The sequence below is a fragment of the Shewanella sp. Pdp11 genome (assembly GCF_002838165.1).
In the GTDB taxonomy this organism is placed as follows: domain Bacteria; phylum Pseudomonadota; class Gammaproteobacteria; order Enterobacterales; family Shewanellaceae; genus Shewanella; species Shewanella hafniensis.
The window spans coordinates 3,741,159-3,760,296 of the sequence record NZ_CP015194.1; the positions used below are offsets into that span (position 1 = coordinate 3,741,159).

A 19,138-nucleotide genomic window follows, 5' to 3' on the forward strand; every position below is an offset into this window, starting at 1 on the left:
GTCATTCAAGGTTTCCCTCTAAAAGTGCCCTTTGGCGCTTTTTTATTGTCTAAGTGAAATATCGAAATTAGGCAGAAGATTCTAACCACATACATTGCGTATGCTTTCACCTCCAATTTTGCCGCTCACGCACCCTCCAAAAAACACATCAACAAATTTGCGTGAATGGCTTAGCCGTCGTCAATGAATTGGCAACTGCCACTCCCTTGACAGAAATTTGCAACAATTTCGCATAATCAATCACTTGAAAAAAACTCATTATAATGACCAAACTTTACAGAGGTATTTAGTTATTTGTAATCACTAAAAAATATATGTAAAAATTTCAATTACATATAAACGGGAAAATCAGTATAAAGTACTCATATTGACCGTAAATTCGTATTCACTTATTCATTTTTATCACATAAAAAAACAAGAAATTGAATAAAACTTAGTTACAACTCGTTACATGTTGAATTTATATTCAAATTAACTGCTTACAAAATATGAGGTTTTATAAGCAACCATACCGTTAACAATTGATTTACAAATACTTTGGTCGCAGATAAATTCACTAACCGAGTAGCATCTGAGTCGTAGTTATTCTTATGAAACATAAAATAATAATGATTAACACTAAATTGACCATGGAAGAAGAACATGACAATCAACAGAACCACTAAAATAGCGTTAAGTCTTTCAAGCTTAGCTATTGCGATCTCAGCCGGTGTACAAGCAGCACCACAAGCACCAGGTTTTGCCGCGGCATTACAAGCACAAACCTCTCCACTGCCAAAGCGTTACATAGTGAAATTTAAAAATGCCGATGCTGCTACCATAATGTCGGCCAGTAATGTGCAATCAATGAGTGATCAGCAATCGAGTGACGCGGCAACTGATACGCTGCCAACCACAATGAATTATCAGCCCCAAATGGCGGAAATCAGTGCTCAACACACTGCATTGAACAAAGTACAAGCGAAGGAAATGAAACGTATCGGCCGCAGTAACAGTTACTCGGTCAAACTCGATGCAAACGGCATCAATGCGTTAAAAAAACGCGCCGATGTGGAATACGTTGAAGAGGATATGCCGCGTCACTTACTGAGTGAAAGCACGCCTTGGGGTCAAACCTTTGTGGGGGCGACTCAGTTAAGCGATAGCCAAGCAGGCAATCGTACTATTTGTATTATCGATTCTGGCTACGATCGTAGTCACAGCGATTTAAGTGGCAATAATGTCACGGGCACCAATAACTCAGGCACAGGCAACTGGTTCGAGCCAGGTAACAACAACGCCCACGGTACTCACGTTGCGGGCACGATTGCGGCAATTGCCAACAACGACGGCGTGATCGGCGTAATGCCAAATCAAAATGCCAATATTCATGTCGTAAAAGTGTTTAACGAATCTGGCTGGGGTTACTCTTCATCCTTAGTGGCCGCGGTAGATACTTGTGTTGCCAACGGCGCTAACGTTGTCACTATGAGTTTAGGTGGTGCGGGTTCGAGCACCACTGAGCGTAATGCTCTTGCTGCCCATTATAATAATGGTGTTCTCTTGATTGCCGCTGCAGGTAACGATGGCAATAGTGCTCACAGCTATCCAGCATCCTACGATGGCGTGATGTCAGTCGCCTCAGTGGATAATCATAAAGACCACTCTGCATTTTCCCAATACACCAACCAAGTTGAAATATCTGGCCCAGGTGAAGCGATTCTGTCGACGGTTACCCGTGGCGAAGGCCGTTTAGCCGATATTACTATCGGTGGTCAGTCTTACTTTGATTCAGGTGTGGTGCCTCATAATCGCCTCATTTCATCGGGCGGCAACTATGTGGCAGCACCATACAATGGTACAGCGACAGCTACGCTTGCCGAATGTAGCGTCAGCGGAACTAGCTTCAACTGCGGCAACATGACCAATAAGATTTGTTTAGTGGAACGTGTTGGCAATCAAGGCACAAGTTACCCTGAAATCAATGCGGCTAAAGCCTGTAAAAATGCCGGTGCCAGTGCGGCGATTGTTTACAGTAACGCGGCATTACCTGGCTTACAAAACCCCTTCCTTGTCGATGCAAACAGTGAAATCAATATGGTTTCCGTATCAGTGGATCGCGCAACAGGTTTAGCACTGCGTAATCAACTGGGTGCGACAGCAACAGTCAGCAACCAAGGCAATAAAGATTACGAATACTACAACGGTACTTCGATGGCGACGCCACATGTGTCAGGTGTTGCAACCTTAGTGTGGAGCTATCACCCTGAGTGTAGTGCGGCGCAGGTTCGTAATGCATTGAAAATGACCGCCGAAGATCTTGGTACTGCGGGCCGTGACAACTACTATGGCTATGGTTTAGTCAACGCTGTTGCCGCGAAAACCTTCTTAGATGCCTCTTGTACTGGCCCAACGGGTCCGGTTGATCCAACTCCAACCGATGGCGTGTTAGTTAACGGTGTAGCTAAAACGGGCTTAGGCGGCGCAGCGAGTGAAGAACTGCACTTCTCCTTTGACGTACCACAAGGCGCAACTAACTTAGGCTTTGTGATGAACGGTGGAACAGGTGATGCGGACTTGTATGTGCAATATGGTGCTGCGCCGACTACAGCTAACTATGATTGCCGTCCGTATAAAAGTGGCAATAGCGAGTCTTGCCCAATCACCAATGTCCAATCAGGCACTTACTACGCCATGCTGAAAGGCTACTCGGCCTTCACAGGTGTGTCATTAACAGCAAGCTACACAGCATCTAGCGGCGGTACTCCACCGACTACGCCTGCAAGCTATAGCAACACTGATAACTACAACATTCCAGATAACAAAGCTGCTGGGATCACTAGCCCAATCACAGTCACTCGCACAGGTGATTCAGGCACTGTGACTGCGGTAGTGAACATAGTCCACCCTTACATTGGTGACTTAAAAGTGCAATTGATCAGCCCTTCTGGTAAAACCGTCACTCTGCATAGCAACACAGGTTCAGGTGCTGCCAATATCAACAAGAGCTATACCGCTGATATGACAGGTGCGAATTCGAACGGCGTATGGAAGTTGAAAGCCGTAGACAGTGGCCGTGGTGATGTGGGTTATATCGATAGCTGGGAACTGAGCTTCCAATAAATCCCAATCAATACTCATTACTGAAAAATGAAAGTAATAAATGAAAAGAGCCTGCAATCGCAGGCTCTTTTTTTACAAGACGTTAAATATCTTTGAGGATTTCAGGCTCAATCAACACGCTGGTTTCATTATCCGATAACCAAATTTGGCCTTCACTAATCGAAACTTGCAATGCCATATTACGCCCAACAAAGGCTTCCATCGCCGTGACTGACTCTTCGGCAATATTCCACACTTTTAAATTCTGGTAACGCTCTAACGCCTGCTGATTCTGTTTCCACCAAATGGGTACACTGCGGCCACCATAGGTAAATAACTGCACGACTTTGGCGCGGCCACTGGCCTTTCGCAGCCATTTCTCATCGGCCTGACCAAACTCAACCCACAGATCAATTTCGCCTGATAGGGTTTTGTCCCATAGCTCTGGCTCATCATCGACGCACAAACCTTTACTAAAACTTAAGGTTTCGCTGGCATTCACAATAAACGCCAGTAAACGCACCATCATGCGGCCATCGGTTTCGGAAGGATGCTGGGCAAGCGTCAATTGATGATCTTGGTAATAATTCCGATCCATATCGGCTATCTGTAAATTGACCTTAAACACGGTCGCTTTGAGGGCCATAGTCATCCTAAATGCAGAGTGAAATCCTGAAACAGCGAAATTCTAAAATAAGGCTGCCGAGTCTACCTGAGACTCGGCATTAGCTCAAACGAACAATAGGATACGTCCATAAATTGGACGAAAGGTTAAATCGCGCCGGGTCGTAAATGCTTAGCCATCGGGAAATGCGCTTTCAACTGACTGATTTTTTGTGTATCGGCCACCAGCAACATGCGTGTGCCCTGTTCGTATTGCAGGCTCAATTCACTGAGTGCGGGTAACTCGCCCCGATTGGCGTCTCGACGCACTAATTCTGCCAATTCGTCGCTCAAATCGCCTTGGCTATAGATCCAATCGAGGCGCTGCAACAACGGCATGGCGGCGAGTGGCAGTAAGTCCACAGAGGTTGCATCATCCAGCAAAAGGATTTCGCCGCGGCTGACTAAGTTATTAAACGCATTATGGTAATGCTCGGTGGTACGACTATCGAAACGGTCGCCATTGGTATCGAAAAAACGCTCCCAAAATAAGCGGCGTTTCGAGGTTGAATCGAGCTTGTCTTGCACTTCGACGCGTCTATCGGCGACAAAGTCGAATAAAGGCTTGAGTGATTGCGGTAGGCTGGATTCTAAGCGCGAGCGAATCGTGCGTGCAAATACCGGTGCCGCGCCCGCAGTGCTGATCGCCACGACTAAACGGCCTCTATCGACAATCGAAGGGGTGATAAAACGGCAAAATGCCGGATTATCAACGGCATTAACCCAAATACCGCGCGCGGTGGCTAGAGTCGCCAACTCGGCATTAAGACTATCGTTTGCCGTGGCTAAATACACCAGATCATAATTTTGAATATCGGCGTGGACCACTTCACGCTGGGATAGCAGAATACGACCCGTATCGGCATAACGCTGCACTTCAGGATTCACCTCAGGGGCTATCACATGGATACTGGCTTCGGTACGTGTTAGCAGCGCCAGCTTACGGCTCGCCACATCACCCGCCCCCACCAGCAAAACATTTAAGTTAACCGTATCGACAAACAAGGGGAAATATTGCATTAAATGAGATCCTGAACGCTTAATCCTGCACGACTGGCAGTTGACGCTGTACCCAGCCCTTATAGCCACCTATCAAAGAGGCAACGCGGGTGTAGCCCATGAGTTGCAGATTATGGGCCGCCAAGGCTGAGCGCGCACCACCTGCGCAGTAGAGTAATATGGGGGTATGCTTATCGGGGAAACGTGCTTCGATATCACGCTCTAAAATACCCCGGCTTAAATGTTTCGCTTGGGGTAAATGATCCTGCAGCCACTCGCGATCCTCACGCACATCCACAAGATGCCAGCTGTCATCGGCCTGATAGGCTTCAATGGTCACTTCGGTGATGTTAGGCAGAATTGCGTCAACAAGGGCGGAAAAAGCACTGGGATGCGGCATCACTGACTCCTAGATAAGATATTGAATGACATGATGAATGTCAGCTTATCAGCAAAGTGTAATCTTCTCATCCAGTAGACGCAATCTTTCAGCCACAGCACAAAGCGAAGGTGATTGCCTATCCAAGGCTAATTGTGGCTTTCGCTGCGCTCAGAGCTGCATTGCCAGCACAGCTCAAAACTGCCTTCATTGGTTTCATGGCATTGCACACATTGCCATTGTGGGCTCTCAACATCTAACGCATTCAGTTGCACTTGCGCCGACGCATGTTGGGACTCGCCCACCCACAACTCGACATTGTGCATTCCAGTCGGAAGCTCACCAATCCCGCCTAATAGCGCTTCACCTCTGAGCTCAACATGAATACCGCAGGCTTCCAATAAGCCTTTCCATGTGTGGGCTTGCAATAAATTACCACCAGCAACTAACACTTTACGTTCTTCCATGCGACATCCTACGGCTACAACTCTCTGGAATATGGGTTGCCGACATCCTACTGCTAAATAGCCGAGCCTGTCGAGCGCTGATTTTTACACCAGTTGTTAATTTAATTAACATCCCACTTTTACAGCATAACTGACTATAACTTTGTGAGTTTGCTAGCAGAATGCCAGATCTAGCTCAAAATTAAGCTAAAAAAAAGCCACCTCGTCGGTGGCTTTTTAACACTAATGTAACCGTTAAGGCATCATAGGAGGTTGATCAGCGCCTTCTTTCTCAATCTCAACTGGCATCATGTGTTCACGATTGATACCCAGTTTGATGGCCAAGAAACTCGCCACATAGATAGAAGAATACGTACCCACAAAAATACCCATCAGCAATGCAGTCGCAAAGCCATGGATCATAGTGCCGCCCTTAAGGAACAAGGCTACGACCACCACTAAGGTTGTACCTGTGGTGATAATAGTACGGCTCATGGTTTGAGTAATGGAAACGTTAACCACTTCTTCAGGGTCGCTTTTACGCATCTTAAGGAAGTTTTCACGGATACGGTCAAATACTACGATAGTATCGTTGAGTGAGTAACCCACAACCGTCAATAGACCCGCCAGAACGGTCAAGTCGAATTCCAATTGGAATACCGAAAACACGCCCAAAGTCACGATCACGTCGTGCGCCAATGCCGCGACAGAACCAAATGCTAAGCGCCATTCGAAACGGAAGGACACATAAATCATGATACAAATAAGCGCGACTAATACCGCTAAACCGCCTTGCTCAGCCAGTTCTTTACCCACTTGTGGGCCAACGAACTCAACACGCTTCTGCTGAACTTGTGGATCAACTTTCTGCGCAGCTTCCATGACAGACTTAACTTGCACGTCACTCTTCACGCCTTCTTTCACCTGTAAACGTACTAATACGTCACGGCTAGAACCGAAGTTTTGTACGACTGCACCTTCAGAATCTGGCGTCGTCAGTTGCACCCGCAGGGCGTTTAAATCGACTGGATTAGTGAACTCCATTTCAACGACAGTACCGCCAGTGAAATCAAGCCCCCAGTTAATGCCATTGGTCACAAGAGAAACCAATGAAGCCAGTACCAATACAGCTGACATAATACTGATTGGCAGTGCATGACGGAGGAAGTTTACCGTATGTTTTAAAGATAAAATTTCTAACATTGTCACTTCCCCTTAGATAGACAGAGTCTTCACGCGCTTACCGCCCCAAATCGCGTTAACGATTGAGCGAGTACCCACGATTGCAGTAAACATGGAAGTCGCAATACCTATCATCAAGGTCACCGCGAAGCCTTTAACAGCGCCTGTACCTACGGCAAACAGGATCAGCGCCGTTAGGAAAGTGGTGATGTTCGCATCGGCGATGGTGGAGAATGCGTTGCCATAACCTTCGTGGATGGCCTGCTGGACGCTACGGCCCGCACGTAATTCTTCACGGATACGCTCATAAATCAGCACGTTACCGTCAACTGCCATACCCACAGTCAACACCATACCGGCAATACCTGGTAGGGTTAATACTGCGCCAGGGATCATCGACATTACGCCCACGACCATAACTAAGTTCATGGTTAAGGCGATGTTGGCGATAAGACCAAAGCCACGGTAGTAAACCAGCATAAAGAGTAAGACAACCGCCATACCCCAAACCATAGCTTGAACACCGTTTTCGATGTTTTCAGCACCTAAGCTTGGACCTATGGTACGTTCTTCAACAATCGATACTGGCGCAATCAAGGCACCAGCACGCAGTAATAGTGCAAGATTTTGTGCTTCACCATGGCTTAAACCAGTGATCACAAAGTTGCGGCCTAAACGCGCTTGGATGGTCGCGACAGAAATCACTTCTTGGATTTTCTGCATCTTAACGCTGCCGTCGGCATTACGCTCACCACTGTCTTTGTATTCGATGAACAAGGTCGCCATAGGTTTACCTATGTTGTCTTTGGTCACGTCAGAGAAAATGGTGCCGCCTTTCGCATCAAGGTTGATGCTAACCTGTGGACGACTGTACTGGTCAAAGCTAGGTTGTGCGCCAGTGATATGATCACCGGTCAACATCACTTCTTTCTTCAATATTACAGTGCCGCCTTCACGGCGCTGGTAGACTTCAGAACCTGCAGACACACGGCCTGATTGCGCTGCATTAGGGTCGGCTTTGTCATCGACCATGTGGAATTCAATCGATGCGGTAGCACCTAAGATTTCCTTAGCGCGAGCCGTATCTTGCACACCTGGCAATTCAACGATAATGCGCTCGGCACCTTGACGTTGTACTACAGGCTCAGCCACACCTAACTCGTTTACACGGTTACGAATGGTCGTAATGTTTTGTTGCAGTGCTTCTTCTTTAATCTGCTTAAGATACACGTCACTCATCACAGCTTGCAGGGCAAAGTCTTCACCCTTGCTCACATCGGTGAACACCATATCGTTGCTGCGAGATTTTAGGAAACGTTCGGCACTGGCTAAACTTTCGCCATCACGGAATTTAATCTCGATTCCTTGAGCATTATTGCGAATGCCCGCGTAACGGATTTTTTCTTCACGTAATTGCGAACGGAAATCGGCAATTTTAGCCTCTTCCATTTTGCGAATCGCTTCGCCCATGTCCACTTCCATCAAGAAATGCACACCGCCGCGAAGGTCGAGACCGAGTTTCATTGGGCTACCGCCCATTGACTCAAGCCACTTAGGTGTCGCTGGGGCTAAGTTGAGCGCCACAGTAAACTTGTCACCTAAGCTGTCAGCAATCACTTCTTTCGCCAGTAGCTGTTGATCCGCATTTTGCACACGGACCAACAACTGACCTTTTTCAAGCTCAGAGCGCTTTACCGCAATGCCCTTACTGGCTAACAGCTCGTTCACACTGGCTTGGGTTGATGCCGTGACTTCAGCACCTCGAGTCGCCACCACTTGCACCGCATGATCTTCACCAAATAGGTTCGGTACGGCATAGAAACAACCTATGGCAATGACGAGCATCACCATAATGTTTTTCCACATTGGGTATTTATTTAACACGCCTGAGCCCTCTTGGCTTACAACGACTGGATAGAGCCCTTAGGCAATACAGCTGCAATATAGTCTTTTTTGATCGTGATTTGTGTTGTGTCGTTTAAGCTCAGTAACACGTAATCGCTTTCGTCGCTGATTTTTGCAATCTTGCCTAAAATCCCACCACTGGTCAGCACTTCATCACCTTTGCCAAGTGAAGACATCAGATTTTTGTGCTCTTTAACGCGTTTTGATTGCGGACGGAAAATCATGAAATAGAAAATCAGGCCGAAAATCGCCAGCATGAAAATCAGTTCCATCGTGCCGCCACCTTGTGGTGCGCCGGCAGCGCTTGCATATGCATTTGAAATAAACATAGTTTTCTCTTCTTATTAGCAAAAAATCAATCGACTAACTCTGGTACTTCGCGACCTTGACTGGTATAGAAGTCCGCCACAAAGGCGTCTAATGTACCCGTCTCAATCGCACCGCGCAAACCTTCCATTAACATTTGATAGTATCTCAAGTTGTGAATGGTGTTTAAACGCGCACCCAGAATCTCATTACAACGATCTAAGTGGTAAAGGTACGCCCGTGAATAATTTTTACAGGTATAACAATCACACTTAGTATCGAGTGGTGACGTGTCATCTCTATGACGCGCATTGCGTATTTTGATCACACCTTCACTCGTAAACAGATGACCGTTGCGGGCATTACGGGTTGGCATTACACAGTCAAACATGTCAACACCACGACGTACCCCTTCAACTAAATCTTCTGGTTTACCGACCCCCATCAGATAGCGAGGTTTGTCAGCAGGAATTTGCGGACAAATATGCTCAAGAATGCGATGCATATCTGCTTTAGGCTCTCCTACGGCCAAACCACCGACGGCATAACCGTCGAAACCGATATCGACTAAGCCTTTTAAGCTTTCGTCGCGTAAATCTTCATACACACCGCCCTGAATAATGCCGAATAGAGAGTTAGGGTTCTCTAAACGGTCAAATTCGTCACGCGAACGTTTGGCCCAACGCAGCGACATCTGCATTGACTTGCGCGCTTCATCTTCAGTCGCGGGATACGGCGTACATTCGTCAAAAATCATCACCACATCGCTGCCCAATGCATCTTGGATTTGCATTGATTTTTCAGGATCTAAAAAGATTTTCTCGCCATTGATTGGCGAACGGAAATGCACACCTTCTTCGGTGATCTTACGGATATCGCCAAGACTGAATACTTGGAAACCACCCGAATCCGTTAAAATCGGACGCTGCCAGTTCATAAAATCATGCAAGTCACCGTGCTTACGCATGATTTCTTCGCCTGGGCGCAACCATAAATGGAAAGTGTTACCGAGCAAAATGTCCGCGCCTGTAGCACGTACTTCTTCTGGCGTCATACCTTTAACTGTGCCGTAGGTTCCAACAGGCATAAATGCGGGGGTTTCTACTGTGCCACGGTCAAAAATCAACCGACCACGGCGCGCACGGCCGTCGGTAGTGTCTAATTCAAATTTCATAATTCACCTCGCCAGATAAACAGTCTGACTACATTTTTAATGGCTAATGCCATTTTGATTAACAATAGAGATGGGGACAGCGTTAAAAGGTTCAACCTTTTAACGAAAAAAAGTTGCCGCCCATACTCACTTTGGGCGGCTATTTTAAAACAAAATCTTGGTCTAGTGGGCTTTTTTCGTCACAAACATGGCATCACCATAGCTAAAAAAGCGATATTTTTGCGCGATAGCATGTTGATACGCCGCCATAACATGATCAAAACCGGCAAATGCGCTGACTAACATGATGAGAGTCGATTCGGGCAGATGAAAGTTCGTCACCATGGCATCGACCACTTGGAATTGATAACCAGGATAAATAAAGATATCGGTATCGCCGCTAAAGGCTTTGAGTTCACCTTGGTTTGCGCGCGCCGCACTTTCTAAGGAACGCACAGATGTTGTGCCGACGGCCACGACACGTTTACCCGCCGCTTTGGTTTGCGCGATTAAATCAACCACATCCTGCGGCACATTGGCCCACTCAGAATGCATCTTGTGCTCAAGAATGGTATCAACACGCACCGGTTGAAAGGTGCCCGCGCCCACATGCAAAGTCACAAAGGCGATATTCACCCCCTTGGCTTTTAATGCATCGAGCATGGCATCGTCAAAATGTAATCCCGCCGTTGGCGCAGCAACTGCACCTGGATTTTGGTTATACACGGTTTGGTAGCGCTCTTTGTCAGCATCTTCATCGGGTCTGTCGATATAAGGCGGTAGCGGCATATGCCCTACGGCTTCGAGCACCTCTAGAATGGTTAAGTCGGATAACAGCTCAAGTTCAAACAAAGTATCGTGACGGGCGACCATCTTCATTTGATAGCCACCGTCGAGCAGAATTAACGAATCGACTTTCGGCGATTTAGAGCTGCGAACGTGGGCGACGATGCGCTTATCATCGAGCATACGCTCAACTAAAATTTCTAACTTACCGCCGCTGGCCTTTTGGCCAAACATACGCGCGGGGATCACTCGGGTATTGTTGAACACCATTAAATCGCCGGGATTAATCATCCCCAGCAGATCGGTAAATTGTTTGTCGCCTAACGCGCCAGAATTGCCGTCTAAGGTTAACAGACGGGATGCATTACGCTGCGCCATAGGATAACGAGCGATCAGCTCATCGGGGAGATCGAAAGAAAAGTCTGCAACGCGCATGATAGGCCTCTAGATAGCTTAGAACGGCGGCTAGTCTATGGTTAGAGGCCAAGAATATCAAGATTACTTATTGCCAGCGTCCACTTCTTGCTCAGGAACCATAGGTTTGACGCTAATAGGTTTGACGCCATCTTGGGGCAAATTGTCATCGGCATCGAATTTAAGCCGCGAACGGCTGAAATCATCCATGCTAAAGCGGTGTTGTTCGAAGGGAATATCCACTAACACTTTTTTACGTTTGGGCTGCTCGTCTCGACCAAGCATTTTTATAAACCAGTTCCACATCATCCATGATCCTAAAAAGTGAAAAAAAACTGCATTTTTGGCTTCTGTGCTTTCCTAAGCGCGCTTGCGCATGATACCGTGAACCGACGTGATTAACCAAGCGCAAAATATGAACTTTCTTACACACTTACATCTCGCCGACATCAGTAAAACGCACCTTGCCGCCAATGTGGCGGGTAACTATATTCAAGCACCAGTTGCACAAGCTCCAGCTGAGTTACGCCAAGCGTTATGGCTAAACCAAGAGATTAATACCCTTTGCAGCAGCCACGAACTCACGATTGAATTAATGGAAGCTTTCCCTGCGCCTTTAAGAAGCATAGCAGCAGAGCTCATGGCCGTGAGTTTCGATCACTATTTAGCTTACTATTGGGAAGAATATCATCACCAACCCTTAGATGAATTCAGCCGCAAGGCCTATGATGCGTTAGATACTTTCGCCACGCAAGGCGTTGATCCATACCATCCAGAGGCACTATTTACACTCTTGCCAGCCATGCGCAGCGCCGATTGGCTGGGCAGCTACACCACGGGAAAAGGCTTACAACACGCCTTAGCACAAGTGGCAAAGCAGCATCCGCAAGCCGCACTGTTTAAAGATGCCCATAAAGTCGTCAATAAAATGCAGATCGAAATCGAAACCGCATTCCGCACTTTTTATCCGCAGCTGATGGCTTATACCCGTATCTGGAGCCGTAAAACACCTGCAGAATATTTGCCTTCCTCCCCCTAGGAATAAGCGAGCATGAGATTATGCTGTGTGCCTGGGTAAATTTTGCTAGTATGGCCGCGCAAAAATGAGGACAAAATGCAGATATTTGATTACCAGCCCCCAGCAGTTCCTTGGCTAGACATCCGCTATAAAGATAGAGATCTGATTATCATCAATAAACCTTCGGGCCTATTGTCTAATCCGGGTATAGCGGCTCACACCTTCGATTGCGCGTTAACTCGCTTACAAACCCTTTATCCAGAAACGATTTTAGTGCATCGGCTCGACTGCGCGACCTCGGGCATTATGGTGTTCGCCCGCAATAAAAAAGCCGAGTCACATTTAAAAACGCAGTTTCAAGATAGGCAGAGTAAGAAAGTCTATATTGCCGAAGTGATGGGACATGTGCCGCAGGAACAGGGCATGATTGACCTCGCGATTGCGCCAGACACTGAGCATCCGCCCTATCAAAAGACGCTACAGGCAGGAGAGACTGGCGGTAAAAGTGCCCTCACCTACTATCGAGTTTTAGAGCGCCGAGAAAACAGCACCTTAGTCGAGCTTTCGCCAGAAACCGGCCGCACCCATCAATTGCGTGTGCATATGCTTGCCCTAGGGCATGCGATTTTAGGCGATGAGTTTTACGGTGATGCCGAGGTTATCAAGGCCAAACCGCGTTTATGCTTACATGCACAAAGCTTAAGTCTGACTCATCCCTATTCGGCTAAACCGCTGTTTTTTACTAGCAAACATCCATTTACTGAGTAACTTAAGCCACTCGCTACAATCCCATAAAAGCAAAAGGTCGCGATTTAGCACTGAGCTAAAATGCGACCTTAGTTACTTACGGACTCGATTGTTGCCTTTTAAGCGACGCGTATGCCTTGAGCAAAATCGGCATCGGCGGCTAATTTATCCGCTTGGAAATAACAGCCCTGCTCATTACAAAATTGTAATTGCTGCGACTGTGTCACGATAAAGAATTCACCAAAGAAATTACCGCCCACATCTTCCAGCTTATGGCCTTCAGCGGTTGGCGACATATAGACTTCATCTAAACTATGGCAGCCATCGCTAAACCAAGTTTCTAAAAAATATTTTCCGTCTTCTTTATAGAGGGTAATTTTGTCACCCAATAAAGGACGCCCATCTAACCAACGACCAATAATTTCACGATTTTGCATATCTGTCTCCCGCCAATGAAGGCGACGGCGTTTTTCAATCCCAGACATCCTGATATCCTTATGCAATACCCAATCACCTAAAGTGAATGTCAGTTGTGGTAGTACATTAAGCATAGAACCCATTTAACGCTTTACTCCCCACTACAGCAAATTACTTCAAACCGCCCGTCAAATGTAACTTTTAGGTTAATTTAAATTTGCTAAATGTTTAAAATATAAAAGATAAATACCTTTGATTAATTAATCGGCAGTGTAGCTCAATCTACAAATAAAAACGCGATCTTTATCACTATTTACTTATCGCTAAAGTAAAGACAGCTAAAAGACTTATCTAGCGAGCTGAATGAGAGCGCCACGCTGTTTAAACGTCGATACAATGGAACGGCAGCCATACACAATACAGACCAACTGGCAATGCCAGCGAAAGTTCAATAAATCCCTTTTATATTACTAACAGTCCTCATAACATCCTTATTAACCGTTATGCGTTAAGTTGTAGAGCTTGTATGGCACTTAGTCACAAGCGCCAATATATTTTCCATTGCCAACGAGTTTCGACTTGATTTTCATTGCCTCTTCAGAGATTGTCACTTCAAGCTTAGAAGTGGACGTTTTCCCATTGAAATGCATTTCACCCACTGTTTTAGATGCACCATCAGGACTAGTGCATGATGTTTCAAACACCATTTTGTTAGCACTGATCCAATTGCTGTTGGTTTGACATTCTTCGCCTTCATTTTCTTCAGGCTCCAAATCAAATGCAAAGGAGATGTCATTTATGCATTCAGTTTCCGTGTAATCAGGCCTTTTGGACATGCTCCGCATCATTTTCTCCATTTCAGGAGGTGCGTCTATTTCTACTATTTCGGATTTCCAAATGGTTTCCCATAAACCCGGTTTGAAGTCGTAGTTTTCAGCGTGAAGATGAGTTGATGCCACTATGAGTCCAGTTAACATCAATTTAGTAATTAGGTGGGTCATTTATTATTCCTTTAATTAATGAAAAACAAGTAAGGTTTTAGTGCCTAGCGCCCAAATTTAGCACGCAAAGCCGTGCAGCGGGTTGACGTCGCAGCCAGCACTTTTGCAGGCGTTAACATTTGTTTTTAGGGGCGACAACTATCTTAATCGTCCGACCCACTATAAACATCTAAACTTAAAACAATTCCACGTTGACCAAGTGCCAGCATGATTTCAGGTGACAAGCTCAAACCATCATTCCAGTTGCCCATAAACAAGCCGCAGAACATGTCAACTTTGTAGCGTTGGTAAAGCTTTTCCCATATCGCTAAGTCACTTGTTAGCTGGGATAAAATTGCTTCAATCTGCGCGTTTAGGTCTTCTGGCTCTCTCTTTTTAGCCTGAAAATGCCAGATACCCGTTTTGGCAATCCGCACTTTTCCGCTGATTTTGCTAACATCTTCATCACCTTTCTTTTTACTTTTAGTTGCTGTACCACCAAGTAAATTTGATACGTCTTCAGGTATCAAATCATCCCCGAAGATCCGAAGAGTGGCTTGTGAATATTCAAATGCACCCATAAAAGGCCCTAATGCTGAGCTAAAAAGCGCCAATGCAGCGTAGCGTTGGCGTCCATAGAAAAATAAAAACGCGCACACTTAACTACCTGTATTAACTAAAAGTTATCAGCTTTATACCGCTTTTCATATACAAGAATCCATCAGAAAGACACGCATGCGCGTTTTCCAGACCTATTATCCTAAAACGGTAACCTCTAAGTGTTTTATTTTAAATATTTTTAGATTTAGATGTTTGAGATAACACGCACGTGTATTGACAGAAAGCACTCACAAACAAGCAATTTAGATACGATTGTATCTCTTCCAGTTTCTACGACTCTTGATGAAGAGTTAAGCACAAGGGGGATGTTGCGTTATTTCTACAAATCTAAAACTCAATCCTTTGGTATGAATATGCTCCACATATTGTCCAATTTCGTTTTTTAGTTTGCTTTGATCATATTGATGAACTCGCAACAAAAATAACTCAAGCAATTGTTTTTTTTTAATTTTACATCAAGCCAACAATGTTACGCGTTTCATACTAAATGGACTTATAGGAGCTTGTTACATCTTTATTGCCAATTTAAATGGGGTTTCTGATATAACCCATAAGTGAATGACCGCACAAACAAGACCAAGTGATATTTCAATATCCCTACAAAACAAAAATAAAGCAGGAAGCGCTATGCATAACATTCATCGTCGTAATTTTCTTAAGGCTGCAGGTGCTGCTACTGCAGGACTCGTTACTGCCAATATTGCTCTCAATGCCTACGCCAGTAGCGTCGCCCCTAAACCGCAAGTGGGTAAATCCGTTATCGGACTCATAGCACCTAAGATGGACGTGGTCCGAGTCGGTTTTATCGGTGTTGGCGAGCGAGGATTTAGCCATGTCGAGCAATTCTGCCATTTACAAGGCATTGAACTCAAAGCCATTTGTGATACCCATCAAGCGGTACTCGACAGGGCCGTGGATCATATCGTTAAACAGAATCGGCCCAAACCCACTGTCTATACAGCTAATGACCTGAGCTATCGCGATCTGTTGAGCCGCGATGATATCGATATTGTGATTATTTCAACCCCTTGGGAATGGCACGCGCCAATGGCGATAGAAACCATGGAGAGCGGCAAGCATGCCTTTGTCGAAGTGCCAATGGCGCTCACGGTTGAGGAGTGCTGGCAAGTTGTCGATACTGCTGAGCGCACTCAGAAAAACTGCATGATGATGGAGAACGTCAACTACGGCCGCGAAGAGCTGATGGTGCTCAACATGGTGCGCCAAGGCGTGTTTGGTGAGCTACTCCACGGCGAAGCCGCATACATCCATGAGCTACGTTGGCAGATGAAAGAGATCGATCATAAGACAGGCTCATGGCGCACTTACTGGCATACCAAACGTAACGGCAACTTGTACCCGACCCACGGTTTAGGGCCAGTTTCCCAGTATATGAACATCAACCGCGGTGACAGGTTCGATTATCTAACCTCAATGAGTTCGCCTGCCCTTGGCCGTGCGCTCTATGCTAAACGTGAATTTCCCGCCGATCATGAACGTAATCAGCTCAAGTATATCAATGGGGATATCAATACCAGTCTGATTAAGACCGTTAAGGGCCGAACCATAATGGTCCAGCATGACACGACGACCCCAAGACCTTACAGTCGCCATAATTTAATCCAAGGAACAAATGGCGTGTTTGCTGGCTTCCCGAATCGTATCGCCGTCGAAAATGGTGGCTTTGGTCAAAGTTACCACGAGTGGGATATGGACATGCAAAAGTGGTACGACAAATACGATCATCCACTGTGGCAGCGCATAGGAAAAGAGGCTGAAATTAACGGCGGCCACGGCGGCATGGACTTTGTGATGCTATGGCGCATGATTTATTGCCTACGCAATGGCGAGGCTTTAGATCAGGATGTGTACGATGGCGCGTCTTGGTCGGTGGTGAATATCTTAAGTGAACATTCACTTAATGATCGCAGTAACTCTGTCACCTTCCCTGATTTTACCCGCGGGGCATGGCAAACCGCCAAACCATTAGGGATTGTTGGCGCTTAAACTGCGGCTTTCGCCAAACTCACCACTTTGCCCTGCCCATAAAAAGGATAAGTACCTCGGCCTTATCCTTTTTCTTACTGTTAAATTAAGTCCTGAGATGACCCGCGCCATTAGCAACAAGCCATCTGCCATAAGCACTTAGCGGTAAGAAACTCGCGACAATAAATTCACCATAAGAAACTCACTACAAGCGTTAGTAGTAGCCGATTTCTCTGATTTTCAAAGAAAAATCGCCACTCTGCTGGGCACCAATCACTAGCCCTAGACTACAGACTTGGTTTAAATCTATTGCCACTCGGGAAATCGGTTTACCCCGACATTGGGGCTTGAAATCACGGAATGGAATTTCTATCCGCTGCCAATTCAATACTCTGGCACTACTCACGCCAAAGGTTTGGTGAGTTGGCGTGGGCATAGGCGCTTGATACACCGTACTTTGTGGTGTGTCGACATCCTTTAAATTCACTTTATAGTCTTTAGTTCGGTCGCCATCGAGTTCGATGTAAATCCCAGTAAACTCACTGACATCTATAGGGCTAAACTCACAACGCACTGAGGCAAACCCGCCACCATTTGCCAGCGACACATGGCCACTAAACTCACCATAACCCAAAGGTGAAACCGTCATTTTACTGCGGGACAAACCGCCCATCACAGTGTCATTTATCCCATACCAGGGTTTTGCGGCATCTAGCACGCTAAAATCAAAAAAGATCATAACGACTCCCATAAAAAAAGCAGCCACCTAAGTGACTGCTTCCATAATACTTTTCGATACGAATAACAGCACTCGTTAACTCAGTTTAGCTTTATTCTCAGCGGCTTCACAAGCGGCAGCGGTAAAGATAACGTCGGTTGAACTGTTCAATGCGGTTTCGGCAGCATCTTGAACCACACCAATAATAAAGCCAACAGCGACCACTTGCATGGCAACATCGTTAGAAATACCAAACAAGCTACAAGCCAGTGGGATCAACAATAATGAACCACCCGCCACACCCGATGCGCCGCAAGCTGAAACAGCAGCAACAACACTCAGTAACAAGGCAGTCAGTAAATCGACTTGAATACCTAAGGTATGCGCCGCCGCTAAGGTCAATACGGTAATAGTGATCGCCGCGCCGCCCATGTTGATGGTGGCACCTAAGGGAATAGAAACTGAATACGTGTCTTCATGCAGCTTTAACTTTTCACACAGCGCAATATTCACCGGAATGTTTGCCGCGCTCGAGCGAGTAAAAAACGCCGTCACACCACTTTCTCGCAAGCATTGAAATACCAGCGGATACGGATTACGTTTAATCTTCACGTACACAATCAATGGATTAACAACTAAAGCAATAATAGCCATCGCACCTAATAGCACAGCCAATAACTGGGCATAACCTGCAATCGCCGCAAAACCGGTTTCGGCAAATGTCGCCGCAACGAGACCAAAAATACCGATAGGCGCTAAACGGATAATAAAACGCACCATTTGTGAAATACCGTGGCTCATGTCGGCAAACACTTGTTTAGTCGAATCGGTAGCGTGATGTAAGGCTAAACCTAAGCCCACACCCCAAGCGAGGATACCAATATAGTTGCCCGTCATTAACGCATTGACTGGGTTATCAACCAGTTTGAATAACAAGGTATGAATGACTTCACCAATGCCCTGTGGTGGGCTAGTGCCTTCTACGCCAGCAACTAAAACTAAGTTAGTCGGGAAGATCGAACTCAGGAGTACTGCGGTTAATGCGGCTGCGAAAGTGCCGAATAAATACAGCACCACAATGGGACGCATATTGGTTTGAGTATTCTTTTTTTGATTAGCAATCGATGACGCCACTAAGATAAAGACTAAGATGGGAGCAATCGCTTTTAATGCGCCAACGAATAAACTGCCTAAGAAGGCGATATCTTTCGCGCTACTCGGTGAAAAACTGGCTAAGACCACACCAGCGATGATCCCCAAAAAGATTTGTATTACGAGACTGCCATTAGCCAACTTAGCTAACAATGATGATTCTTGTTTCATGGTTTAACCTATCG

The 19,138-nt window shown here is 46.0% G+C and carries 19 protein-coding genes; 4 read left to right on the plus strand and 15 right to left on the minus strand.

Features of this window, described 5'->3' with window-relative positions:
- Positions 1 to 642 precede the first annotated feature (642 nt).
- Entirely contained in the window at positions 643 to 3,102 is a 2,460-nt protein-coding gene (locus AYJ58_RS16490; protein ID WP_106650960.1) for a S8 family serine peptidase, read from the plus strand.
- Positions 3,103 to 3,184: 82 nt separating this feature from the next.
- Here the strand turns inward: AYJ58_RS16490 and AYJ58_RS16495 are convergent, their stop codons facing one another.
- From AYJ58_RS16495 to AYJ58_RS16540, 10 genes are all read right to left on the minus strand, one after another.
- On the minus strand, positions 3,185 to 3,727 hold the full coding sequence (locus AYJ58_RS16495) for a YaeQ family protein (protein ID WP_006082270.1): 543 nt from the start codon (positions 3,725 to 3,727) through the stop codon (positions 3,185 to 3,187).
- 125 nt (positions 3,728 to 3,852) lie between these two features.
- On the minus strand, positions 3,853 to 4,764 hold the full coding sequence (locus AYJ58_RS16500; RefSeq protein ID WP_106650961.1) for a precorrin-2 dehydrogenase/sirohydrochlorin ferrochelatase family protein: 912 nt from the start codon (positions 4,762 to 4,764) through the stop codon (positions 3,853 to 3,855).
- A gap of 19 nt (positions 4,765 to 4,783) precedes the next feature.
- Positions 4,784 to 5,143 (minus strand): rhodanese-like domain-containing protein, encoded by a 360-nt coding sequence (locus AYJ58_RS16505; protein WP_006082272.1) that lies wholly within the window; start codon positions 5,141 to 5,143, stop codon positions 4,784 to 4,786.
- A 128-nt stretch (positions 5,144 to 5,271) separates the two neighbouring features.
- On the minus strand, positions 5,272 to 5,589 hold the full coding sequence (locus tag AYJ58_RS16510; protein WP_106650962.1) for a putative signal transducing protein: 318 nt from the start codon (positions 5,587 to 5,589) through the stop codon (positions 5,272 to 5,274).
- Between the two features lie 234 nt (positions 5,590 to 5,823).
- Entirely contained in the window at positions 5,824 to 6,771 is a 948-nt protein-coding gene (gene secF / locus AYJ58_RS16515; protein WP_106650963.1) for a protein translocase subunit SecF, read from the minus strand.
- A 12-nt stretch (positions 6,772 to 6,783) separates the two neighbouring features.
- Positions 6,784 to 8,634, minus strand: coding sequence for a protein translocase subunit SecD (secD, locus tag AYJ58_RS16520; protein ID WP_106650964.1), 1,851 nt, complete (start codon positions 8,632 to 8,634; stop codon positions 6,784 to 6,786).
- A 17-nt stretch (positions 8,635 to 8,651) separates the two neighbouring features.
- Positions 8,652 to 8,984, minus strand: coding sequence for a preprotein translocase subunit YajC (gene yajC / locus AYJ58_RS16525; protein ID WP_007649452.1), 333 nt, complete (start codon positions 8,982 to 8,984; stop codon positions 8,652 to 8,654).
- A 26-nt stretch (positions 8,985 to 9,010) separates the two neighbouring features.
- Positions 9,011 to 10,135: a tRNA guanosine(34) transglycosylase Tgt gene (gene tgt / locus AYJ58_RS16530; protein ID WP_106650965.1), complete on the minus strand. Its 1,125-nt coding sequence runs from the start codon at positions 10,133 to 10,135 to the stop codon at positions 9,011 to 9,013.
- 162 nt (positions 10,136 to 10,297) lie between these two features.
- Entirely contained in the window at positions 10,298 to 11,335 is a 1,038-nt protein-coding gene (queA, locus tag AYJ58_RS16535) for a tRNA preQ1(34) S-adenosylmethionine ribosyltransferase-isomerase QueA (protein ID WP_106650966.1), read from the minus strand.
- A 63-nt stretch (positions 11,336 to 11,398) separates the two neighbouring features.
- Complete coding sequence (locus AYJ58_RS16540; RefSeq protein WP_106650967.1) at positions 11,399 to 11,623, minus strand: hypothetical protein; 225 nt, start codon at positions 11,621 to 11,623, stop codon at positions 11,399 to 11,401.
- Positions 11,624 to 11,729: 106 nt separating this feature from the next.
- Between AYJ58_RS16540 and AYJ58_RS16545 the strand changes: the two genes are divergently transcribed.
- The gene (locus AYJ58_RS16545) at positions 11,730 to 12,353 is read left to right on the plus strand and encodes an acyl carrier protein phosphodiesterase (RefSeq protein WP_106651853.1); all 624 of its coding nucleotides are present in this window, start codon (positions 11,730 to 11,732) and stop codon (positions 12,351 to 12,353) included.
- A gap of 75 nt (positions 12,354 to 12,428) precedes the next feature.
- Positions 12,429 to 13,100 (plus strand): RluA family pseudouridine synthase, encoded by a 672-nt coding sequence (locus AYJ58_RS16550; RefSeq protein WP_106650968.1) that lies wholly within the window; start codon positions 12,429 to 12,431, stop codon positions 13,098 to 13,100.
- A 98-nt stretch (positions 13,101 to 13,198) separates the two neighbouring features.
- Here AYJ58_RS16550 and AYJ58_RS16555 read toward each other — a convergent pair whose 3' ends face one another.
- The 3 genes from AYJ58_RS16555 to AYJ58_RS16565 all read right to left on the minus strand — a co-directional run bounded on the left by AYJ58_RS16555 (position 13,199) and on the right by AYJ58_RS16565 (position 15,135).
- Entirely contained in the window at positions 13,199 to 13,639 is a 441-nt protein-coding gene (locus AYJ58_RS16555; protein ID WP_106650969.1) for a hypothetical protein, read from the minus strand.
- 390 nt (positions 13,640 to 14,029) lie between these two features.
- Positions 14,030 to 14,497 (minus strand): DUF3617 domain-containing protein, encoded by a 468-nt coding sequence (locus AYJ58_RS16560; RefSeq protein WP_106650970.1) that lies wholly within the window; start codon positions 14,495 to 14,497, stop codon positions 14,030 to 14,032.
- A 143-nt stretch (positions 14,498 to 14,640) separates the two neighbouring features.
- Positions 14,641 to 15,135 (minus strand): DUF4279 domain-containing protein, encoded by a 495-nt coding sequence (locus AYJ58_RS16565; protein ID WP_232790825.1) that lies wholly within the window; start codon positions 15,133 to 15,135, stop codon positions 14,641 to 14,643.
- A gap of 589 nt (positions 15,136 to 15,724) precedes the next feature.
- Here AYJ58_RS16565 and AYJ58_RS16570 point away from each other — a divergent pair.
- A complete protein-coding gene (locus tag AYJ58_RS16570; protein WP_106650971.1) occupies positions 15,725 to 17,104 on the plus strand; it encodes a Gfo/Idh/MocA family oxidoreductase in 1,380 nt (459 codons plus the stop codon).
- Between the two features lie 193 nt (positions 17,105 to 17,297).
- Here AYJ58_RS16570 and AYJ58_RS16575 read toward each other — a convergent pair whose 3' ends face one another.
- Together AYJ58_RS16575 and sstT are read right to left on the minus strand one after the other, a co-directional pair.
- Positions 17,298 to 17,822 (minus strand): CIA30 family protein, encoded by a 525-nt coding sequence (locus AYJ58_RS16575; RefSeq protein WP_106650972.1) that lies wholly within the window; start codon positions 17,820 to 17,822, stop codon positions 17,298 to 17,300.
- Positions 17,823 to 17,897: 75 nt separating this feature from the next.
- Complete coding sequence (gene sstT, locus AYJ58_RS16580) at positions 17,898 to 19,124, minus strand: serine/threonine transporter SstT (protein WP_106650973.1); 1,227 nt, start codon at positions 19,122 to 19,124, stop codon at positions 17,898 to 17,900.
- Between the last annotated feature and the right edge of the window lie 14 nt (positions 19,125 to 19,138).